This window comes from Solirubrobacter phytolaccae, from assembly GCF_027587195.1.
In the GTDB taxonomy this organism is placed as follows: Bacteria; Actinomycetota; Thermoleophilia; order Solirubrobacterales; family Solirubrobacteraceae; genus Solirubrobacter; species Solirubrobacter phytolaccae.
On record NZ_JAPDDP010000059.1, the window covers coordinates 1 to 18,511 of the forward strand.

Annotated in this window: 15 protein-coding genes; 7 read left to right on the forward strand and 8 right to left on the reverse strand. The window is 72.2% G+C overall.

Going from position 1 to position 18,511, the window contains the following annotated elements; genetic code table 11:
- Nucleotides 1-130: 130 nt before the first annotated feature.
- From OJ997_RS25505 to OJ997_RS25535, 7 genes are read left to right on the forward strand one after another with little or no spacing between them, the layout of a single operon-like run.
- Nucleotides 131-1,546, forward strand: a complete 1,416-nt coding sequence (locus tag OJ997_RS25505; RefSeq protein WP_270028113.1) for an MlaD family protein — start codon at nucleotides 131-133, stop codon at nucleotides 1,544-1,546.
- Nucleotides 1,546-3,132 carry an MlaD family protein gene (locus tag OJ997_RS25510; RefSeq protein ID WP_270028114.1) on the forward strand — a complete coding sequence of 529 codons (1,587 nt, stop codon included), beginning with the start codon at nucleotides 1,546-1,548 and terminating at the stop codon, nucleotides 3,130-3,132. Before OJ997_RS25505 ends, OJ997_RS25510 begins: the two co-directional genes overlap by 1 nt.
- Nucleotides 3,129-4,496, forward strand: a complete 1,368-nt coding sequence (locus OJ997_RS25515; RefSeq protein ID WP_270028115.1) for an MlaD family protein — start codon at nucleotides 3,129-3,131, stop codon at nucleotides 4,494-4,496. The genes OJ997_RS25510 and OJ997_RS25515 overlap by 4 nt, the downstream gene beginning before the upstream one ends.
- Before the next feature lie 6 nt (nucleotides 4,497-4,502).
- The gene (locus OJ997_RS25520; RefSeq protein ID WP_270028116.1) at nucleotides 4,503-6,128 is read left to right on the forward strand and encodes an MlaD family protein; all 1,626 of its coding nucleotides are present in this window, start codon (nucleotides 4,503-4,505) and stop codon (nucleotides 6,126-6,128) included.
- Between the two features lie 12 nt (nucleotides 6,129-6,140).
- Nucleotides 6,141-8,639 (forward strand): MMPL family transporter, encoded by a 2,499-nt coding sequence (locus tag OJ997_RS25525; RefSeq protein WP_270028117.1) that lies wholly within the window; start codon nucleotides 6,141-6,143, stop codon nucleotides 8,637-8,639.
- The gene (locus OJ997_RS25530) at nucleotides 8,636-9,226 is read left to right on the forward strand and encodes a TlpA family protein disulfide reductase (protein ID WP_270028118.1); all 591 of its coding nucleotides are present in this window, start codon (nucleotides 8,636-8,638) and stop codon (nucleotides 9,224-9,226) included. Before OJ997_RS25525 ends, OJ997_RS25530 begins: the two co-directional genes overlap by 4 nt.
- Before the next feature lie 7 nt (nucleotides 9,227-9,233).
- Entirely contained in the window at nucleotides 9,234-9,683 is a 450-nt protein-coding gene (locus OJ997_RS25535; protein WP_270028119.1) for a hypothetical protein, read from the forward strand.
- Between the two features lie 541 nt (nucleotides 9,684-10,224).
- Here the strand turns inward: OJ997_RS25535 and OJ997_RS25540 are convergent.
- The 8 genes from OJ997_RS25540 to OJ997_RS25575 form a co-directional block, all read right to left on the reverse strand.
- Nucleotides 10,225-10,476, reverse strand: a complete 252-nt coding sequence (locus OJ997_RS25540) for a hypothetical protein (RefSeq protein ID WP_270028120.1) — start codon at nucleotides 10,474-10,476, stop codon at nucleotides 10,225-10,227.
- Nucleotides 10,477-10,552: 76 nt separating this feature from the next.
- Nucleotides 10,553-10,825: a hypothetical protein gene (locus OJ997_RS25545; RefSeq protein ID WP_270028121.1), complete on the reverse strand. Its 273-nt coding sequence runs from the start codon at nucleotides 10,823-10,825 to the stop codon at nucleotides 10,553-10,555.
- Nucleotides 10,822-12,852, reverse strand: coding sequence for a putative bifunctional diguanylate cyclase/phosphodiesterase (locus OJ997_RS25550; protein ID WP_270028122.1), 2,031 nt, complete (start codon nucleotides 12,850-12,852; stop codon nucleotides 10,822-10,824). The genes OJ997_RS25545 and OJ997_RS25550 overlap by 4 nt, the downstream gene beginning before the upstream one ends.
- Nucleotides 12,853-12,879: 27 nt before the next feature.
- Nucleotides 12,880-13,311, reverse strand: coding sequence for a VOC family protein (locus OJ997_RS25555; protein ID WP_270028123.1), 432 nt, complete (start codon nucleotides 13,309-13,311; stop codon nucleotides 12,880-12,882).
- Nucleotides 13,312-13,323: 12 nt separating this feature from the next.
- On the reverse strand, nucleotides 13,324-14,235 hold the full coding sequence (locus OJ997_RS25560; protein ID WP_270028124.1) for a GGDEF domain-containing protein: 912 nt from the start codon (nucleotides 14,233-14,235) through the stop codon (nucleotides 13,324-13,326).
- A gap of 275 nt (nucleotides 14,236-14,510) precedes the next feature.
- Nucleotides 14,511-15,842, reverse strand: coding sequence for an HD-GYP domain-containing protein (locus tag OJ997_RS25565; protein WP_270028125.1), 1,332 nt, complete (start codon nucleotides 15,840-15,842; stop codon nucleotides 14,511-14,513).
- Nucleotides 15,843-15,874: 32 nt separating this feature from the next.
- Nucleotides 15,875-17,197 (reverse strand): TolB family protein, encoded by a 1,323-nt coding sequence (locus OJ997_RS25570; protein WP_270028126.1) that lies wholly within the window; start codon nucleotides 17,195-17,197, stop codon nucleotides 15,875-15,877.
- Complete coding sequence (locus OJ997_RS25575) at nucleotides 17,194-18,462, reverse strand: hypothetical protein (RefSeq protein WP_270028127.1); 1,269 nt, start codon at nucleotides 18,460-18,462, stop codon at nucleotides 17,194-17,196. Before OJ997_RS25575 ends, OJ997_RS25570 begins: the two co-directional genes overlap by 4 nt.
- Nucleotides 18,463-18,511 lie beyond the last annotated feature (49 nt).

Sequence of the window (18,511 nt, forward strand, 5' to 3'; positions counted from 1 at the left end):
CGACGGTCGCGCCGCCCGCCGCGACGCCGGCGCCCACCACCGCGGCGCCCGCGCCGACCGCCGTCGCCCCGACGCCGACGCCCGACCCGAGCGAGGGCCTGCTCGACTTCCTGTTCGGAAAGGACGGGGGATGAGGGGCCGCTCGTCAGGGATCGCCGGCAACCCGGTCCTGATCGGCGCCGCGACGGTGCTCGTGATCCTCGTCGCCGTCTTCCTGTCCTACAACGCGAACAAGGGCCTCCCGTTCGTGCCGACCTACACGGTCGAGGCGGAGCTCCCGAACGCCGCCCAGCTGACGATCGGCAACGACGTCAAGGTCGGCGGCTCCCGGATCGGCGCGGTCACGCGGATCAAGCCGCGCCAGCTCGAGAACGGCCAGGTCATCGCGGTGGTCCGGCTGACGCTGGACAAGGACGCGGGCCCGCTGCCCGAGGACTCGACGCTGCTGGTGCGCCCACGCTCGGCGCTCGGCCTCAAGTACGTCGAGATCACGCGCGGGCGGTCCCGCGAAGGCTTCCAGGACGGGGACACGATCCCGCTCGCGCGCGCCGAGACGCCGGTCGAGCTCGACGAGTTCCTGAACATGTTCGACGAGGACACACGCGCGGCGTCGCAGACCAACCTCGAGGGCTTCGGCACCGCGTTCGCGGGCCGCGGCGAGTCGATCAACACCGCGATCGGCGCCTTCCGCCCGCTCCTGCGCGACGTCATCCCGGTCATGCAGAACCTGTCCGACCCGCGCACCAACCTCGAGCGCTTCGTGGTCGAGACCGGGGATACCGCCGCGATCGTCGCGCCCGCCGCCGAGACGCAGGCGTCGCTGTTCCGCAACCTGGACACGACGATGGCGGCGCTGAACGCGGTCGCGCGCCCGTACATCCAGGACTCGATCACGCGCGGCAAGCCCGCGCTGGACGCCGGCATCGAGTCGCTGCCCAACCAGCGCCCGTTCCTGGTCAACACCGAGGGCCTGATGCGTGAGCTGCGCCCGGGCATCCGCGCGCTGCGCACCGCCGCGCCGGAGCTGTCGGCCGCGCTCGGCGCCGGCATCGACGTGCTCCCCAAGACGCCCGCGCTCAACCGGCGGCTGGACTCGCTGCTGGGCGAGGTCCAGACGTTCGCCAACGACCCGCTCGTCCCGCGCGGCATCCAGTCCTCCACCGCGCTGGTCAAGTCCGTGGACCCGACGCTCGCGCACCTCGCGCCGGCCCAGACGGTCTGCAACTACATCACGCTGTTCTTCCGCAACATCGGGTCGCTGCTGAGCGAGGGCGACCGCAACGGCACGTGGCAGCGGTTCATCATCGTCGCCACGCCGCAGGGCCCGAACAACGAGGGCGGGCCGTCGTCCGGGCCGGCCAACGGGCCGACGGTCGACAACCACCTGCACACGAACCCGTACCCGAACACCGCCTCGCCGGGGCAGCCGCGCGAGTGCGAGTCGGGCAACGAGCCGTACCTCGCCGGGCGCACGGTCACCGGCAACGTGGCGGGCACGCAGCAGCCGCGCACCGAGGGCTACGCGAGCCAGGGAGACGCGCGCTGATGGCTCGCCGCCCCCGCCGCGGCCCGCGCCGCTCCGACGCGTTCGTCGGCCTGATCGCCTTCGTCGTGGTCGGCCTGGTCATGTACTTCGGGTTCACCAAGGACATCCCGCTGCGCTCGGGCTTCGAGCTGCGCGCGCAGTTCCAGTCCGCGAACTCGATCCGGCCGAACTCGCCCGTGCGGATCGCGGGCGTGGAGGTCGGCAAGGTCAAGGCGGTCGAGCCGGTCGAGGGCTCCAACGACGCGATGCTGGTGATGGAGCTCTCCGGCGACGCGCTGCCGCTGCACGCGAACGCGACGGCCAAGGTCCGCCCGCGCATCTTCCTCGAGGGCAACTTCTTCGTCGACCTCAAGCCGGGCACGCCCGACTCGCCGCGGCTCGAGTCCGGGGACATGATCGCGGTCACCCAGACGGCCACGCCGGTCCAGCTCGACGAGGTCCTGACGTCGCTGCAGAGCGACTCGCGTGAGGACCTCAAGCAGGTGCTGGACGGGCTGAGCACGGCGCTGATGTCCGAGCCGACGGCCGAGGAGGACGAGGACTCGCACGAGCTGGCCCGAGGGCAGACCGCGGCCGAGTCCTTCAACGACGCGCTCGACGACATCCCGGCCGCGGAGCGCTCGTCCGCCGAGGTGTTCGAGGCGCTGCTCGGCACCGAGCCGGCGCGCGACGTCCAGCGGCTGATCCGCGGCACCGCGCGCACCGCCGACGAGCTGGGCCGCTACGAGCAGTCGCTGCAGGACCTGATCACCAACCTCAACGTCACCACCGCAGCGCTGGCGGGCGAGTCGACGAACCTGCGCGCGTCGATCCGGGAGCTGCCGGGCACGCTGGCCGCCGCCAACCGCGCGTTCGACTCGCTCAACGCCGCGTTCCCGCCGACGCGGGCCTTCGCGCGCGAGATCCGGCCGGGCGTGCGCGAGACGCCCGCAACGATCGAGGCCGCGTTCCCGTGGATCGAGCAGACGCGCGCGCTCGTGCAGCCGGAGGAGCTCGGCGGGCTGGTCGAGGAGCTCTCGCCCGCGACCGTCGACCTGGCGCGCCTGATCGACCGTGCGACCGAGCTGCTGCCGCAGGCCGACCTGCTCGGCAAGTGCATCCGCGACGTCGTCCTGCCGGCCGGCGACATCGTCGTCCAGGACGAGTTCGCCAACGGCGTGGAGAACTACAAGGAGTTCTTCTACGCGCTCGTGGGCATCGCCGGCGAGGGCCAGAACTTCGACGGCAACGGCATGTACGTGCGCTTCCAGACCGGCGGCGGCTCGCAGACGCTCTCGCTCGGCCCCAACAGCACGAACCTCGGCGAGCTGTTCGGCAGCTTCATCGAGGCGCCGCTCGGCAACCGGCCCGCGATGCCGAGCAAGAAGCCGACGTACAAGGACGACGTCCCCTGCCACACGCAGCCGCTGCCGAACGTCAACGGGCCGCTCGGGCAGAAGTCCCAGCCGGGCGGCGGCACCGCGGTCGCGGCGACGGTGAAGTCGGCCACGAAGGAGGACAAGCTCCGGCGTGAGGTCGAGCTGAACGTCGTCCGCAAGAAGCTCAACCCGTTCGGCGCGGCGCAGAAGGTCGGGAAGACCAAGTGAAGACCGCGATCCGCAAGCACCTCCCGGACTTCCTGGCCATCCTCGGCCTGCTGGTCGTCGCGCTCGTCGTGTCGGTCTACATCCTCGACAAGCAGCGGCTCTCGCTGCCGGCGGGCGTGCCCGTCCTGGGCAAGGACTTCTTCGAGGTCGAGGCCGAGATGAGCACCGCGCAGGCGGTCACGCCGGGCCAGGGCCAGACGGTCAACATCGCCGGCGTCGAGGTGGGCGAGATCTCCTCGGTCAAGCTGCGCGACGGCAAGGCGATCATCGGCATGCGGATCCAGCGCAAGCACGACCGGATCTACAAGGACGCCTCGATCCTGCTGCGCCCGAAGACAGGCCTGAAGGACATGGTCGCCGAGCTCACGCCGGGCACGCCCGAGGCCGGGCGGATCGAGGAGGGCGGCGTGATCCCGATCGCGCAGACGCTCCCGGACGTCAACCTGGACGAGATCCTCGCCTCGCTGGACGCGGACACGCGCGACTACCTGGTGCTGCTGCTCAACGACGGCGCGCAGGGCCTCGGGTCCGAGCGCAAGGGCCGCCAGCTCGCGCAGGCCATCCGGCGCCTGGAGCCGACCGCCAAGTACGCGCGCGAGATCAACGAGGGCCTGGCCGAGCGGCGCGTGAACCTCGCCCGCGTCGTGCACAACTTCTCGCTGCTGACCGACGAGCTCGGCAAGCGCGACACGCAGCTCGCGAACTTCGTCCAGAACTCCAACGCGGTGTTCGCGACGCTCGCCGAGCAGGACTCCTCGCTGCAGGCGATCCTCCAGCGGCTGCCGGGTACGCTGCAGACGACCGAGACGACGCTCGGCAAGGTCGAGACGCTGGCCGACACGCTCGGCCCGACCCTGCAGTCGCTCCGGCCGGCGGCCCGCGCGCTCGCCCCGTCGCTCCAGAAGACGCGGCCGTTCCTGCGCGAGTCGACGCCGATCATCCGCGACGAGATCCGCCCGTTCACGCGCGCCGCGCTGCCGACGGTGAAGGAGCTGCGCCCGGCGATGCGCGACCTCGCGGCCACCACGCCCGACCTCACGCGCTCGCTCACGGTCGTCAACCAGCTGCTCAACGCCGCCGCCTACAACCCGCCCGGCGCGGCGGAGGAAGGCCTGCTGTTCTGGCAGTCGTGGCTCAACCACACCGGCAACTCGGTGTTCTCCACGGCGGACGCGCACGGCCCGATCCGGCGCGGCCTGTTCCTCGTCTCCTGCAACTCGGCGCAGCTGCTGGAGGCGGTCGCCCAGGCCAACCCGCAGCTCGGCACGCTGGTCCAGCTGCTCAACAAGCCTGCGTCGGAAGAGATCTGCCCGACCTCGACCCAGGGACCCGCCGCGGGCGGCGGCGCCCCGGCGGGAGGCTGATCGAGCATGGTCAAGGACGCTCCCTCCTTCGGCAAGATCGCGGCGATGGTGCTGTTCGCGCTGTCGTGCTTCGGGCTGCTGCTGTTCCTGTGGCTCGCGTTCGGCGGCCCGGTGCCGCTGAAGCCGAAGGGCTACCGCTTCCACACGTCCTTCACCGAGGTCGGCCAGCTCTCCCAGGAGGCCGACGTGCGGATCAGCGGCGTGCCGGTCGGCAAGGTCAAGGAGATCACGCCGAACAAGCGCACTGGCCGCGCGGACGTCGTCATCCAGCTCCAGTCGCGCTACGCGCCGCTGCCGTCGGACGCGCGGGCGATCCTGCGCCAGAAGACGCTGCTGGGCGAGACCTACGTGGAGCTGACGCCGGGCAGCAACGACGCGCGGGCGATCGCCGAGGGTGGGGCGCTCGCGTCCACGCAGGTGTCCGAGACGGTCGAGCTGGACGAGATCCTGCGGTCGTTCGATCCGCAGACGCGCGCGAACTTCCAGCAGTGGATGCAGACGCAGGCCGAGGCGATCGGCGGCAACGGCCAGGATCTCAATGACGCGATCGGCAACCTCGCGCCGTTCGCCGAGGACACCGCGACGATCGTGGACGTCTTGAACCGCCAGGAGGCCGCGCTCTCGCAGCTCGTCGCCAACACCGGCATCGTCTTCCAGGCGCTGAGCGAGCGCGACGGCCAGCTGCGGTCGCTGATCGAGAACTCCAACTCGGTGTTCGCGGCGACGGCTTCGCGGGACAGCGAGCTCCAGGCGGCGTTCCGCGCGTTGCCGACGTTCGAGGACGAGTCGCGCAAGACGTTCGAGCGCCTCGACGAGTTCCAGCGCGAGACCGACCCGCTGATCACGCAGCTGCGGCCCGCGGCGCGCGAGCTGTCGCCGACGCTGCAGGACCTCGAGGACATCGCGCCGGACCTGCGCAACCTGCTCCAGCAGCTGCAGCCGCTGATCGACGCGTCCAAGGAAGGCTTCCCGGCCGCCGAGCAGGTGCTCGAGGACACGCGGCCGCTGCTCGGCCAGCTCGTCCCGGCCACCGCGCAGCTGACGCCGGCGGTCGACTTCATCGGCCAGTACAAGCGGGAGCTGACGTCGTTCTTCGCCAACGCGGGCTCCGCGACGCAGGCCCGCGACTCGCGCACCGGCCTGCACTACCTGCGCACGAGCAACCCGCTGAACCCGGAGAACCTCGCGGTCTATCCGAACCGGCTCCCGACGAACCGGCCGAACCCGTACACCCAGCCGGGGAACTTCGACCAGATCAACAGCGGCCTGCCGGTCTATGAGGATCGCCAGTGCACGGCGGCGAACCTGATCCCGTCGGTCGTGAACACGCCGATCGACCTCGTCAACGACGTCATCGCCCCGGTGGTCTCCCCGGTGCCGACGGTCCAGCCGGTGATCCCGGGGCTGCCGCTGCCGCCGATCAACCTGCCGCCGATCCCGCAGATCCCGCTCACGCCCGAGCAGGCCGCGGCGCTCATCCCGACCGAGCTGCTCAACCAGATCCAGCAGTACGCGTTCGGGGGCGTGGGCAACGCGGGGCTCGTCTCGCCGCCGTGCCGCAAGCAGGGGCCGTTCGAGTTCGGGGGCGAGCGCACGCAGTACCCGCACGTGAACGCCCGCGACGACGGATAGCGCATGGGGGTCGTGCGCAGGCATCCCGGTCGGGTGCTGCTGGTGGCGGTGCTGGTAGTGCTCGCGGGTGCGTTCTTCGCCTCCCGGCTGTCGGTCAGCGCCTCGACGGGGTCGCTGGTCGGGGGCGGGAGCGACGCGGGGCGCGCGACGAAGGTGGCCAAGGAGCGCTTCGGCGACGACGCCGTGTTCGTGCTCGTGCGGGGCGACCTGCCGCGGCTCGTCCTGACGTCGGACCTGAACCGGCTGCTCGGCCTTGAAGGGTGCTTGAGCGGGAACGTGCCTGAGGGGGCGGCGCCTCCGGGTGGTGCGGGCTCGGCGTGCGGACAGCTCGCCGCGATGAAGCCCGTGCACGTGGTCTACGGGCCGGGCACGTTCATCAACTCGTCGGTCAACGAGCTCACCGCGCAGCTGCAGGACCGCACGCGCGAGCGGGCCGCGCAGGCCGACCGGGCGCGCGAGGCGGCGGAGCAGCTGGCGCGCGCTGACGGGCGGTCGGTGGCCGAGTCGAAGCGGCTGGGGAAGGAGGCGGAGAAGCTCGTCTACACGCAGTTCGCGTCCGAGCTGATCGCGATGAACGCCAAGTACGGGCTGAACCTGACCGGCGCGCCGAAGCTCAACGACCCCGACTTCGTCTACCAGCTCGTGTTCGATCCCGCGCGCGGGGAGCGCACGCCGAAGGCGCGGTTCGCGTACCTGTTCCCCTCTTCTGAGTCGGCGCTGATCTCGGTGCGGCTGAAGGCGGGCTTGTCGGATGCGGATCGGGCGCGGGCGGTGGACCTGGTGCGCGCCGCGGTGCGGATGCCCGAGTTCAAGCTCGACGGCGGTGGGACGTACGTGGTCAGCGGTGTGCCGGTGCTCGCGGAGGAGCTCTCGGGCGTGCTGGCGGGCTCGACGCTGCGGCTGCTGCTCGTGGGCGTGGCGGTGATGGCGCTGGTCTTGGCGCTGCTCTTCCGCGCGCGGCTGCGGCTGTTGCCGTTGGGCGTCGCACTGGGGACGGTCGCGGTCGTGTTCGGCGGGCTTGCGGTGCTCGGGCTTCCGTTGACGATGGCGTCGATCGCGGTGCTGCCGGTGCTGCTCGGGTTGGCGGTCGACTACGCGATCCAGTACCAGGCGGGCAACCGACTGCGGGTGATCGCGACGGCGGCTCTGGCCACTGCGGTCGGATTCCTCATCTTGCTGTTCTCGCCCGTGCCGATGGTGCGCGGGTTCGGCGCGCTGCTGGTCGTGGGCGTCGGCGTGGCGTTGCTGCTGACCGTCACGGCGGGGCAGGCGGTGCTGCTCTTGGCGGCGCGGCGGCGGTCCTCGGGCGGCGCCTTGGCTCGATCCTTCCGCGGGGCGGGCGATCTCGTCGACGCGGTGCGGCTGCCGCGGGTGCGGTCGGGCGGCGCGTTGCCGTGGGTGATCGGGAACGCGCGGGCGGTGCTCGTCGCGGCGGTGCTGCTCGCGGTGTGCGGCTGGGCGCTGGACTCGCGGATCTCGATCGAGTCCGAGCTGCCGAAGCTCGTGCCGCAGTCCTTGCCGGCGGTCGCTGATCTGGGCGCGCTGCAGAAGGCCACCGGCACGGCGGGGGAGATCGACGTGCTCGTCGAGGGGCGCGATTTGACCGACCCGAAGGTCGTGCAGTGGATGCGCAACTACCAGAGCTCGGTCCTGCTGCGGCAGGGGTACAGCGCGGAGCGGGGCTGCGGGAGCGCGACGTTGTGCCCGGCGCTGTCGCTGCCGGACCTGTTCCGCACACCGGAGCTGTCGGCGACGCGCGAGCAGGTGCGCGCGCTGCTCGACGCTGTGCCGCCGTACCTGTCGCAGGCGGCGATCTCGTCCGACCGGCGGACGGCGGTGCTCGCGTTCGGCGTGCGCGTGCAGTCGCTGGAGGGGCAGCGCGAGGTGATGGAGCAGATGCGCTCGCGTTTGAACCCGCCGGAGGGTGTCCGGGCGACGCTGGCGGGCTTCCCGGTGCTGGCGGCGGACGCGAACCACGCGATGAGCGATCCGTTGCGGCGGCTGCTCGTCGCTCTGGCGGGGTTGGCGCTCGTCGCGCTGGCATTGTTCCTGGTGTACCGCTCGTGGGCGCGGGCGTGGGTGCCGCTGGTGCCGATCGCGCTGGCGACGGGCTGGTCGTCGCTGGTCCTGTACCTGGTGGGTGTGCCGCTGAACCCGATGTCGGCGGCGCTCAGCGCGCTGGTGATCGCGATCTCGACGGAGTTCTCGGTGCTGCTGAGCGCTCGCTACCACGAGGAGCGGGCGGCGGGCTTCGAGCCGGGCGAGGCGCTGGCCCGGACCTACGGCTCGACGGGCGCGGCGGTGTTCGCGTCCGGCGTGACCGCGTTGGCCGGCTTCGCGGTGCTGATCGCGTCCGACATCGCGATGCTTCGTGACTTCGGGATCGTCACGGTGCTGAACCTGGCGGTGTCGCTCGTGGGCGTGCTGGCCGTGCTGCCCGCGGTGCTCGTGCTGGCCGAGCGGGGCGCGCTCGTGCCGCGCCGTCGCCGCCGCCGCGCCGTGGCCGCGTGAAGCGCCCCGGCATCCTGATCGTGGTGTTCATCGGAGCGCTGCTCCTGTTCATCACGTTCAACACGATCGTCACCGAGTCCGAGGGCTCCAAGGGGCTCGAGGCGGGCGAGGCGCTGCCGCCGTTCGCGATGCCCCTGTCGACCTCCTCGTGCGAGGGCCGCTGCGACGCGAACGTCGCCACCGATGCGGGCCAGGGCGCCGCGGGCGCTCGACCCGCCTGCGAGGTGCGCGGTCCCGAGATCCTGAACGTGTGCGAGCTGCGTGAGCAGGGCCCGTTCGTGCTCGCCTTCGTCTTCCACCCGGTCGACCGCTGCCGCGAGCAGCTGCCCGTGCTCGAGCGCGTGGCGGCGCGGCACTCTGGCGTGGCGTTCCGCGTCGTGGCCGTGCGCGCGGACGCCGGCGAAGCGCGCGGGTTGAAGTCCGCGTTGCCCGTCGGCTACGACCACGACGGCGCCGTCGCGAACGAGTACGCCGTCGTCGTCTGCCCGACCATCACCTACGTCGGCCGTGACGGGCGCGTGGTGGGGTCGACGGTCGGCTCCCAGACCGAGGCTCAGCTCGAGTCCTGGGTGCGCCGCCTTGAGTGACCTCCGCGTGGTTTGGGAGACCTTCGAGACCGCGTTGACCGGCGACCTCCGCCCGCGCTTGCGCTCGTTGTCGGACCGCGTGCCCCGTGTGGCCGAGCTGGACCCGTACCGGATCGCGATGAATCGGTTGGGGTTGGACGAGCCGACGCCGGCCGAGGCCGCATTGAAGGCGCGGTTGATCCGCGGTGGTTACCGCTCGCGCGGCGTACTCGCGGACGCGCTGCTGGTCGCGACCGTCGACACGGGCGTGGGCGTGTGGGCGACGAACGACGTCGGCCCGTTGCGCGTGGAGGGTATGGACGTGGTCGGTGCGACGCTGCGCGTGCGGGTCTTCGCGGCGCCGCCGGTCCCGGTCTCGGCGGGGTCGGTGACCGTGTTCGCGCTGGTGGTGCCGGGCGTTTCGGAGCTCGAGGTCCGCGAGGCCCTCTGGATCGTGCGCGACGCGCTGGCCGCGTGAACGGCGAGCACACCGTCGGGCCGCGTGTCAAGCACCTCGCGCTGCGCGGCGAGCCGCTTGACACGCGGCGGCCGGCGCGCTCTTGTGCGGGTGAGCGGCTGCGCCGGGGTGCGCCCGGGCGCGGGCCGAGTGCGCTCGTTCGGTCCTGATGCCACGCGAACCGCGAGTTTTGTACCTATGCGGTCGTTTTCTCGAGGTTCGCGTGGCGTCGGCCGCGCGAGCGTCGGGTTTCTGGTCGCTGCGCCCAGAAACCCAGCGCTCGAGTGCACGTGCGCACTTGGCCCGCGCCCGGGCTCGCCGGCCCCAGCCGGCTTGACCAGCCCAAGAGCGCGCCGGCCGCGTCGGGTCAAGCGGCTCGCCGCGGAGCGCGAGTTGCTTGACGCGACGCCCGACGGTGTGCTCCCCGGACGCGGCGGCGCAGCGAGACGCGTCATGCGCGGAGCTCCACGCGCGCCGAGCGCGACGGCCGCACCAAAGACGCGACCGCCGCGTTCCGGGCGCGGACACGCGGCGCAGGCCGCGCGCACCCGGAACGGTAGAGCTACGCGGCGGCGAGCGCGAGCTCGGCCGCGCGCAGGCGCAGGCCGCCCGACAGCGCGACGCGCAGCTCGTCCGCGTCGTAACGCGCGAGCTGGCCGGTCACCCAGGGGATGCCGAAGCCCGGGACGGTCATCGCCTCGGCGGTGGTGATCCAGACGTAGCCCAGATCGCCGACGAGGAAGCTCTGCACCATCGGCTCGCCGTCGAACCGGTGGGCGTGATCGGTGTTCGGAAGCTCACGAATCAGATCCACGCGCGGAGCCTCTCGGGCGTGGGCGCTCGCGTCAACGTGCCAAGGGGGCAGAACCCCCCGGACGACCTAATGCGCGCTATTCCGACTGTCGGAGCAGGTAGTCGATGTAGATCGGGCGGCGCGCGTCCAGGGCGGCGTCGTCGTGGCGCAGGACGTCCAGCACCTGGCGACTCCAGTGCGCGACCTCCTCCTGGCCCTGCGCGGCGTCCCCGTCGGCCGCCTCGGCGGCCGGGGTCTCCGACAGCAGCCGCCAGAAGAACTTCACGTCGAGGTGGTGCTCGGCGCGCTTGACGGCGCGGTCGTGCAGCTCGCGGGAGGACAGCGCGTCGAGCTCTTCGAAGGTGGTCACGGATCGGAGGTTATCCGCGGACCGGGCGCGCCGAACAGGTAGCCCTGCGCGAACGGGCATCCGAGCGCGAGCAGCTGCGCCGCCTGCTCCTCGGTCTCCACGCCCTCGGCGATCGCGTGGATGCCGAGCGCGGACGCCAGGGAGACGATCGCCGCCACGATCGCCGTGTCGCCCGGCGAGGACTCCAGCGCGGCGACGAACGAGCGGTCGATCTTCACCGCCCGCACCGGCAGGTCACGCAGCGAGGAGTACCCGGTGCCGAAGTCGTCCAGCGCGAGCCCGACCCCCAGCTCGCGCAGCGCCGCGACGTTCGCCCGCGCCGTCTTCGGCGCGCCCTGGAGCACGCGCTCCTGCAGCTCCAACCGCAGGCGCGAGGCGGGCAGGCCGCTCGAGTCCAACGCGTCCGCGACGACGGCCGGCAGGTCCGGCTGGGCGAGCTGACGCGGCGAGAGGTTGACCCAGATCGCCGGCCCGTCCTCGTCCTGCCCGAACGCCGCCGCGCTCTCATGGCAGGCCTGCAGCAGCGTCCACGCCCCGATCTCGACGATCAGCGCGCTCTCCTCGGCGACCGGGATGAAGTCAGCGGGCGCGCTCATCACGCCGCCCGGCGAGTCCCAGCGCAGCAGCGCCTCGTGGCCGATCACCGAGCGGTCGGCCAGGGCGACGATCGGCTGGAACGCGAGCCGCAGCTCCCCCAGCGACAGCGCGCGCTCGAGCGCGGCCGCCGTGCGCAGCCGCTCGCGCGCGTGCCGGCGCAGGCGCGTGTCGAAGACCTCGACCCGGCCGCGGCCCTCCGCCTTCGCGCGGTAGGCGGCGGCGTCCGCGTCGGCCAGCAACGCGTCCGGGTCCTGCCGGCCGGCGGCGCCCAACGCGATCCCGATCGAGGCGGAGAGCCGGTGCTCGATCCCGTCGACGTCGAGCGGCTCGTGGATCGCCTCCGTCAGGCGATGCCCCAGCGCGATCGCCGTGTGCTCGTCGATGTCCTCGCAGACCACGACGAACTCGTCGCCGCCGAGCCGCGCGACCGTGTCCGCCGGGCGCACCGTCGCCACGAGCCGGCGCGCGAGCGCGATCAGCAGCGCATCGCCCGCGGCGTGGCCGTACAGGTCGTTGACGGCCTTGAAGTCGTCGAGGTCGATGAACAGCACGCACGCCGAGCCGTCGTCGCGGGCCGTGCGGGCGAGCGCGTGGATGAGCCGCTCGCGGCAGAGCGCGCGGTTCGCCAGCCCGGTCAGCGGGTCGTGCAGCGCCTCGTGGCGCATCCGCTCGTCCCCGCGCAGGCGCCCGAGGGCGGTCGCGAGCACGTTGGCCATCGCGCGCAGGAAGCTCTCCTCGTCGACGCCGAGCTCACCCTCCACGCCGATCTCGCCGAACACCTCGTCACCCGACGCGATCTCGAAGACGGTCAGGTCGTCCCCGTCACCACCCCAGCCCGCGAGCACCTCGCCCGCGCGCCGCACGACGACGTACTCGAGCGCGAGCGTCTCGCGCATCCGCTCGACCGCCTCGACCGCGAGGTCACCGACGTCGGCGCCCGACAGCGCGCGCCCGCCCAGCGCGGCGATCGCGGCCTGCTGGCGCGACTGGCGCTGCAGCCGCGCCATCGCCTCGCGGTGCACGGTCATGTCGCGCCCGATCGCGAGCAGCAGCGGGCCCGCCTCGGTCTCGACGATGCCCCAGCTCATCTCGCCGACGAACTCCGAGCCGTCGCGGCGCAGGCCGTCGGCGCGGATCGTGAAGCGCAGCGGGTGCTCCGTCGCGAAGTACAGGTCCATGTTGCGCGTGTAGCGCGCCCGCACCGGCTCGGGCCAGAGCACCTGGACCGGCTGGCCGATCAGCTCCCCATGCTCGTAGCCGAACAGCGTCTCGGCGTGTGCGTTGACGAACACGATCCGCCCGTTGCGACCGGTCGCGACCGTGGCGTCCGGCAGCCCTTCGAGCACGGCCCGCAGCGCCTTCTCCCCGAAGAGCAGCCGCTCCAGCTCGCTGGATTCCGTTCCCCCGCCATCGTGCTTCTCGACATCCATCAAACGGCTCGCCGAGAGCCTATCCGGCTAGAGCAACCCCTTATCGCGCAATTGTGCGAGCGCCTCGGCGGACTTCTCGAGCTCGAGCCCCATGCCGGCCAGTACGACGGGGTCCTTCGTGAACTGGATGTCCCGGTAGTCGACGATCTCGACGCGGTTGCCCCACGGGTCGCGGAAGTCCAGTCGCGATCCCGGCTCGATCGGCACCTCGGCGGCCTCCAGCGCGGCGCGCACCGCGGCCTTGTCGTCGACGACGAGCCCGAAGTGGCGCCCGTGGTCCGGCCCCTGCTCGCGGCCCTCCGAGAGCGCGAGGAACTGGTCGCCCATGTCGATGAACGCCATGCCGGGAGCGACGCCGCGCAGGTGCAACTCGAAGAAGCGGCCATAGAACTCCAGCGCCTCGTCGATGCTGTCGACCTCGAGCGCCACATGGTTGATCCCGACGAGTTTGGAGAGCATCGCGTGATCACATCACGCGCGGCTGTGCGATGCCTCCGCCCGGACTCGCTTGACGGCGTACATGGCGCGATCGGCGGTGTCCATGAGCGCGTCGCGGTCACCGCCGTCCTCCGGGAAGACCGCGACGCCCGCCGAGGCGGTGACGGGCGTGACCGACAGCGCGAGGGACAGGCGATCGACCACCCGCTGGGCGACGAACCGGCCCGCGCCGGGCAGCGCGACCATGAACTCGTCGCCGCCGAGGCGGCCTGTGAGGTCGCAGCCGCGGACGACCGAGCGGATCGCGTCCGCGACCGCTTGCAGCGCGGCGTCACCCGCGGCGTGGCCGCAGCGATCGTTGACGAGCTTGAAGTTGTCGACGTCGAGTGCGATCAGCGCGACCGACCCGTGCTCGCGCAACGCGACTTCCAGTCGCTCCTGGAACGCGGTGTGGTTGAGCAGGCCGGTGAGCGCGTCGGTCTTCGTCCGGAGGGTGAGCGCCTGGCGCTCGCGGCTGTGCTCGCGCGCCTGCAGGAAGCCGACGCACGGCGCCAGCGCGAGCGAGGCCGCGCCCATGAAGACGCGCGCGCCGTCGGGATCGGGCGTGAGCGCGAGCCCCACGAGCGCGTAGGAGCCCAGCGCGGCGGCGTACACGATCGCGATCGAGCGCGGCGGGTACGAGAGGCTCGCGAACAGCAGCGGGAAGAGGTAGATCAGCGTGGTGGGGCTGTTGACCCCACCGTCGGCGGCGACGACGGTCGCGATCAGCACGATCGTGCCGACGTTCCAGCCGACGAAGAAGAGCTCGCGCCAGCGGCTCGTCACGATCCGCTCCATCGGGAGCCGTCCGAGCACGAAGGCCGAGACGGCGCCGACGGCGAACATCAGCGCCATGAACACGCGGTGTGGCTGCTCCCAGGTGAGCGCCACGTACAACCATCCCACCAGGCACAGGCCATAGCTGGGAACGAAGGAGGCCCGGACGGACCGTGCACGATGACGCAGCTCCGCGTCCATGCTCACCTCATCGGCCGATCAGTCAAGACCCTTAGTCCGGTCGGTCGCCACTGCGCTTAGAACTTGAAGCCCATGGTGTGTACTCCAGGTAGGGGAAGTCGGCACCCCATAAGGGCGCAATTTGCAGGGATTTTCCGGCCAGTCTCGCGCCGTGCTCCGTTCATCGGTCAGGGCGGCTTCACCCTGTAGCAATTCGGACGGAGTTACCCCGTTCGGGGGAGGGCGTGCGCGTGGACGCGACGCCCGAACGCGAGCTCGGCCTCGAAGTCGGCGTCGTCGCCGTGCGCGAACCGCAGGCCCCCGGCGGTCAGCAGGCCGATGAAGACCTCGACCACGGCCGGGTCGAGCTGGTGACCGGAGACGCGGCGCAGCTCGGCGACGGCGTCGGTGGGGGAGATCGGCTTGCGGTAGGAGTCGCGGGCGGTGATCACGTCGTAGGTGTCGGCGACGGCGATCAGCCGCGCACCGATCGGGATCGCCTCGCCCGCGAGGGCGCGCGGGTAGCCGCGGCCGTCCCAGCGCTCGTGGTGCGCGTGCACGATCTCGGCGACCGGTCCGTAGCCGTCGATGCGCCGGACGATGTTCGCGCCGTCCTCCGGGTGCTGCTTGACCGCCTCCCACTGCTCGTCGGTGAGGCGGGCGTCGGCGAGCAGGATCGAGTCCGGGAACGCGAACTTGCCGATGTCGTGCAGCAGCGCGGCGGTGTGCACCAGCTCCTGCTCGTCCTTGCTCCAGCCGAGCGCGACCGCCATCGCGCGGGCGTAGCGGGCGACCGCGGCGCTGTGGCGGGCGGTCATGCGGTCGCGCAGCGCGAGCGTCTCGATCATCGAGACGAGCACGCCGAGCTGCAGCGCGGCCAGCCGCTCCGCCCGCTCACGCGAGAGCAGCAGCTCCCGCAGCAGGTACTGGAACACGAGCAGCACGAGCAGCATCAGCGCGATCGCGGCCACGCCCGTGCGGACGTAGAGGGCGGCGACGAGCGCGCACAGCGCCGCGCTGAGGATCTCGCTCGGCAGGACCGGGATGAAGATCTTGCGGAACTCGCCCGCGAGCGACACGTGATTGGCGAACGCGTGGTGGCCGCCGATCATCACGAAGTTCAGGAGGTTCGTCAGCAGGAAGACGCCGATCACCAGCAGCGGGAACGCCGCGGAGGTCGGGTCGAGGCCGGCGGCGTCGATGATCAGCCCGCCGATCAGCGGGAAGCTCGCGAACGTCGCCAGGTTGGCGAGCAGGAGCCGGCCGGGCGTGCGAGCGCGCAGCTGGTCGGCCACGACGCTGGCGATGCCGATCGCCGCCGCGGGCGCCGGGCCGAGCAGCGCCATCGCGAGCACGAGCGCAAGGAACGAGCCGCTGATGCGCTGGCCGTGGTGGCTGACCGCGAACAGGTCGCTGGTCAGCGCGAGCGCGAGGATGACGACGACGAGCGCCGCCGGATCCCACTGGTCGGCGGTCGAGGTGAGTGCGGCCACGGCGACGGAAGCCGCCAGTACGGCGGCTTCGGCGATGACCAGCAATGTCGAGCGGGTCGACATCCGACGACCGAAGCCTAAGCCGTTTCACGCTCCTAGCGGCGAACTTGCATCCACTTGGACGCCCAGTCGGGCAGGCGCGAGCCGCCGTCGTTGAGCGGCTCGACGGCGAGCGTGGCGCGCGTATGGCGCCGGAAATGGCGGCGCAGCCGCGTTATCCCGTCGTCGCTGAGCCGGACGCGCACGGTGCGGGTGCGGCCGGACGGGATCGAGAAACGGGTCCCGGCGGTGACACGCACGGTGCGTCGTTGCACGTCGCCTTGCGTCCAGACGAGGTCCACGGTGCCCGTGCAGCGCTTCGGCGCGGTGATGCAGCGCAGCCGCACGGGGATCCGGCGGGCGAACTTCGCCTCGTCGTTCTTGTCCCCGAGGTCGACCTCGCCGCGCGCGCAGGGGCCGGGCCCGATCGCGCGGGCCATCGGCGCGGTGACGGGCGCGACGAGCAGGCAGTCGTTGGCGACGAACGCCACGTTGGTGCCGTCGACGGCGAACCCCATCGGGCTGCGCGTGCGCACGCCGAACGGGCGCACGGTGCCGTCGGGGTCGATGACGTAGGGGTGCAGGGTCGTGTCGTTGGCGAAGACGATGTGGTCGCCGGCGAAGCTCGGCTCCTGGCCCTGGACGCGGTACCGCTTGGGCTTGCGCCCGGGGCGGATGTCGTAGAGCGCGCCCGGGTCTCCGGCGGTGACCGCGACGCGCCCGTCGGGCCGGAGCGCGTACTGCCCGATGATGCCCGGAAGGTCGACGGTGCGCCGGACCGCGCCGGTGCGCCAGTCGGCGATCACGAGCCGCCGGGGGCCGAGCTCGTCGTCGCCGGGACGCGTGGCCGCGTACGCCACGAGGTCTCCGGCGAAGACCGCCAGGGCCGCGTCGCGTCCCCGCAGCGGCACGTCGTGCGGGTCGGGGTCCCGCGCGACGACGGTCGTCTCCCGAGTCGGCTCTCGGACCTCCCACGTGAACACGCGGTCGCCGTCGACCTGCTGCCTGTGCGGATACGGCGGCGTGGACGCGGGCGGCGCGACCGCCGTCCACGGGCCGAGCGGGGGACCGGTGACCATCTGGAACGTCGACGGCAGATCGCCGTCCTCGGGCTCGGCCTGGATCGTCGCCGCGGCGCGCGTGGCCGACGCGGAGAAGCGGATCCTCGCCCACGTGTCCGGCGGGCCGTCGAACGCGAACACGGGCTTCGCCGGGCCACCCGCGAGCGGGATGGCAGAGACGCGCAGCTGGTGCTCACGCTCGGTGTCGACGGTGGCGAGCAGGGCGTGGTCACCCGCGAGCGCGAAGCCGGCGTTCGGCGCGGGGCCCAGCGGCGTGGGCGTCGCGGCGGCGAGCACCGTCAGCGCGGTCGCGATCATCGCACCACGGTTCCGCTGCCGGACGTGGAGACGGTGCGGCCGCCGACCGTCGCGCGGCCGTAGACGATCACCCCGCGGTCGCGGCGGATCGCCTTCGCCAGCAGACGCCTGCCGGCCTTGGTCACACGCACCCGCACGGGGCGTTGCTCACCGACGGGGATGGAGAAGCGCTGCGCGCGCGTCACCACGGGGCCGAACCCGGCGGTGAGCCGCAGCGTGCCCTCGCACGCGCCGGGGGCGGACACGCAGCGGATCGTGACGCGCAGGGTGGACTTGAGCTTCTGGGGGGCCTGCTCGTCGAGCTCCAGCTCGGCGGGCGCGCACGGACCCGGCGCCGGGCCGAGGGCGAGCGGCGACTCGATCGGTGCGACGAGCAGGCAGCCGTTCGCGTTCCACAGCACGTGGCGCTCGTCGGCGGTGAACGAGTCCAGCTGGCGGGTCGCGATGCCGAACGGGCGCACCGTGCCGTCGGGCTCGAGGAGCTGCAGCCCGCGGTTGTCGCGGTAGACGACCCGCTGGCCGGCGATCACCGGCTGCCAGCCGATGCCCGGGATGCGGCGCGGGACGCCTCCCGGAAGGACGTCGTGGAGCGACTCCGGGCCGGTGACCACCGCGGCGTGGCCGTCGGCGCCGAGCGCGACCCAGTCGGGGAAGCCCGTGAACGTGGGCGTGGCGACGTCCGCCCCGGTGCGCCAGTTGCGGATGACGACCCGGTGCTCCTCGACGTAGGCCATGAGGTCGCCGGCGACCGTCGCGGATTGCGAGCCGCTGTCCTGATCGGGAATCGGAAGCTGGTGCACGCCCGCGGCGTCGCGCACGACGAGCACGTCCCGCTTGTCGACGCGCTCGAGCGTGATCAGGCGGTCCCCGTCGACGCTCACTGTCGGCGGGATCGATTGCCGAGCCACGATCGGGTCGACTCGCGTCCACGGGCCGGCGGGCGGACCGCTGAAGACGCGCGAGTCGAACTCGCCCCCCGACGTCTCGTACTCGACCGACAGCGCGACCCGCTGCGGCGACGCGGACAGCTCCGGCCGTGGCGTGGTCTTGCGTGGCACGCGGTAGGAGAACACCTGGCGCGGTGTCCCGCCGGTGATCGGCAGGGCGTACACGCGGAGCTCGCGCCCGCGGGTGCGCGTGAAGAACGCGGTGTCGCCCGAGAGCGCGTACGCGTCGCCACCGCCGTACAGCGGGTCGTCGACGGTCATCGTCGTGAGCGGCGTGGGAGCGGCCAGTGCGCTCACAAGCGCGAGAGTGGTGAGCATGCTCGACCCGAATACCCCGCCGGGGGCTAGCCGTACCGGACTCGGGGGA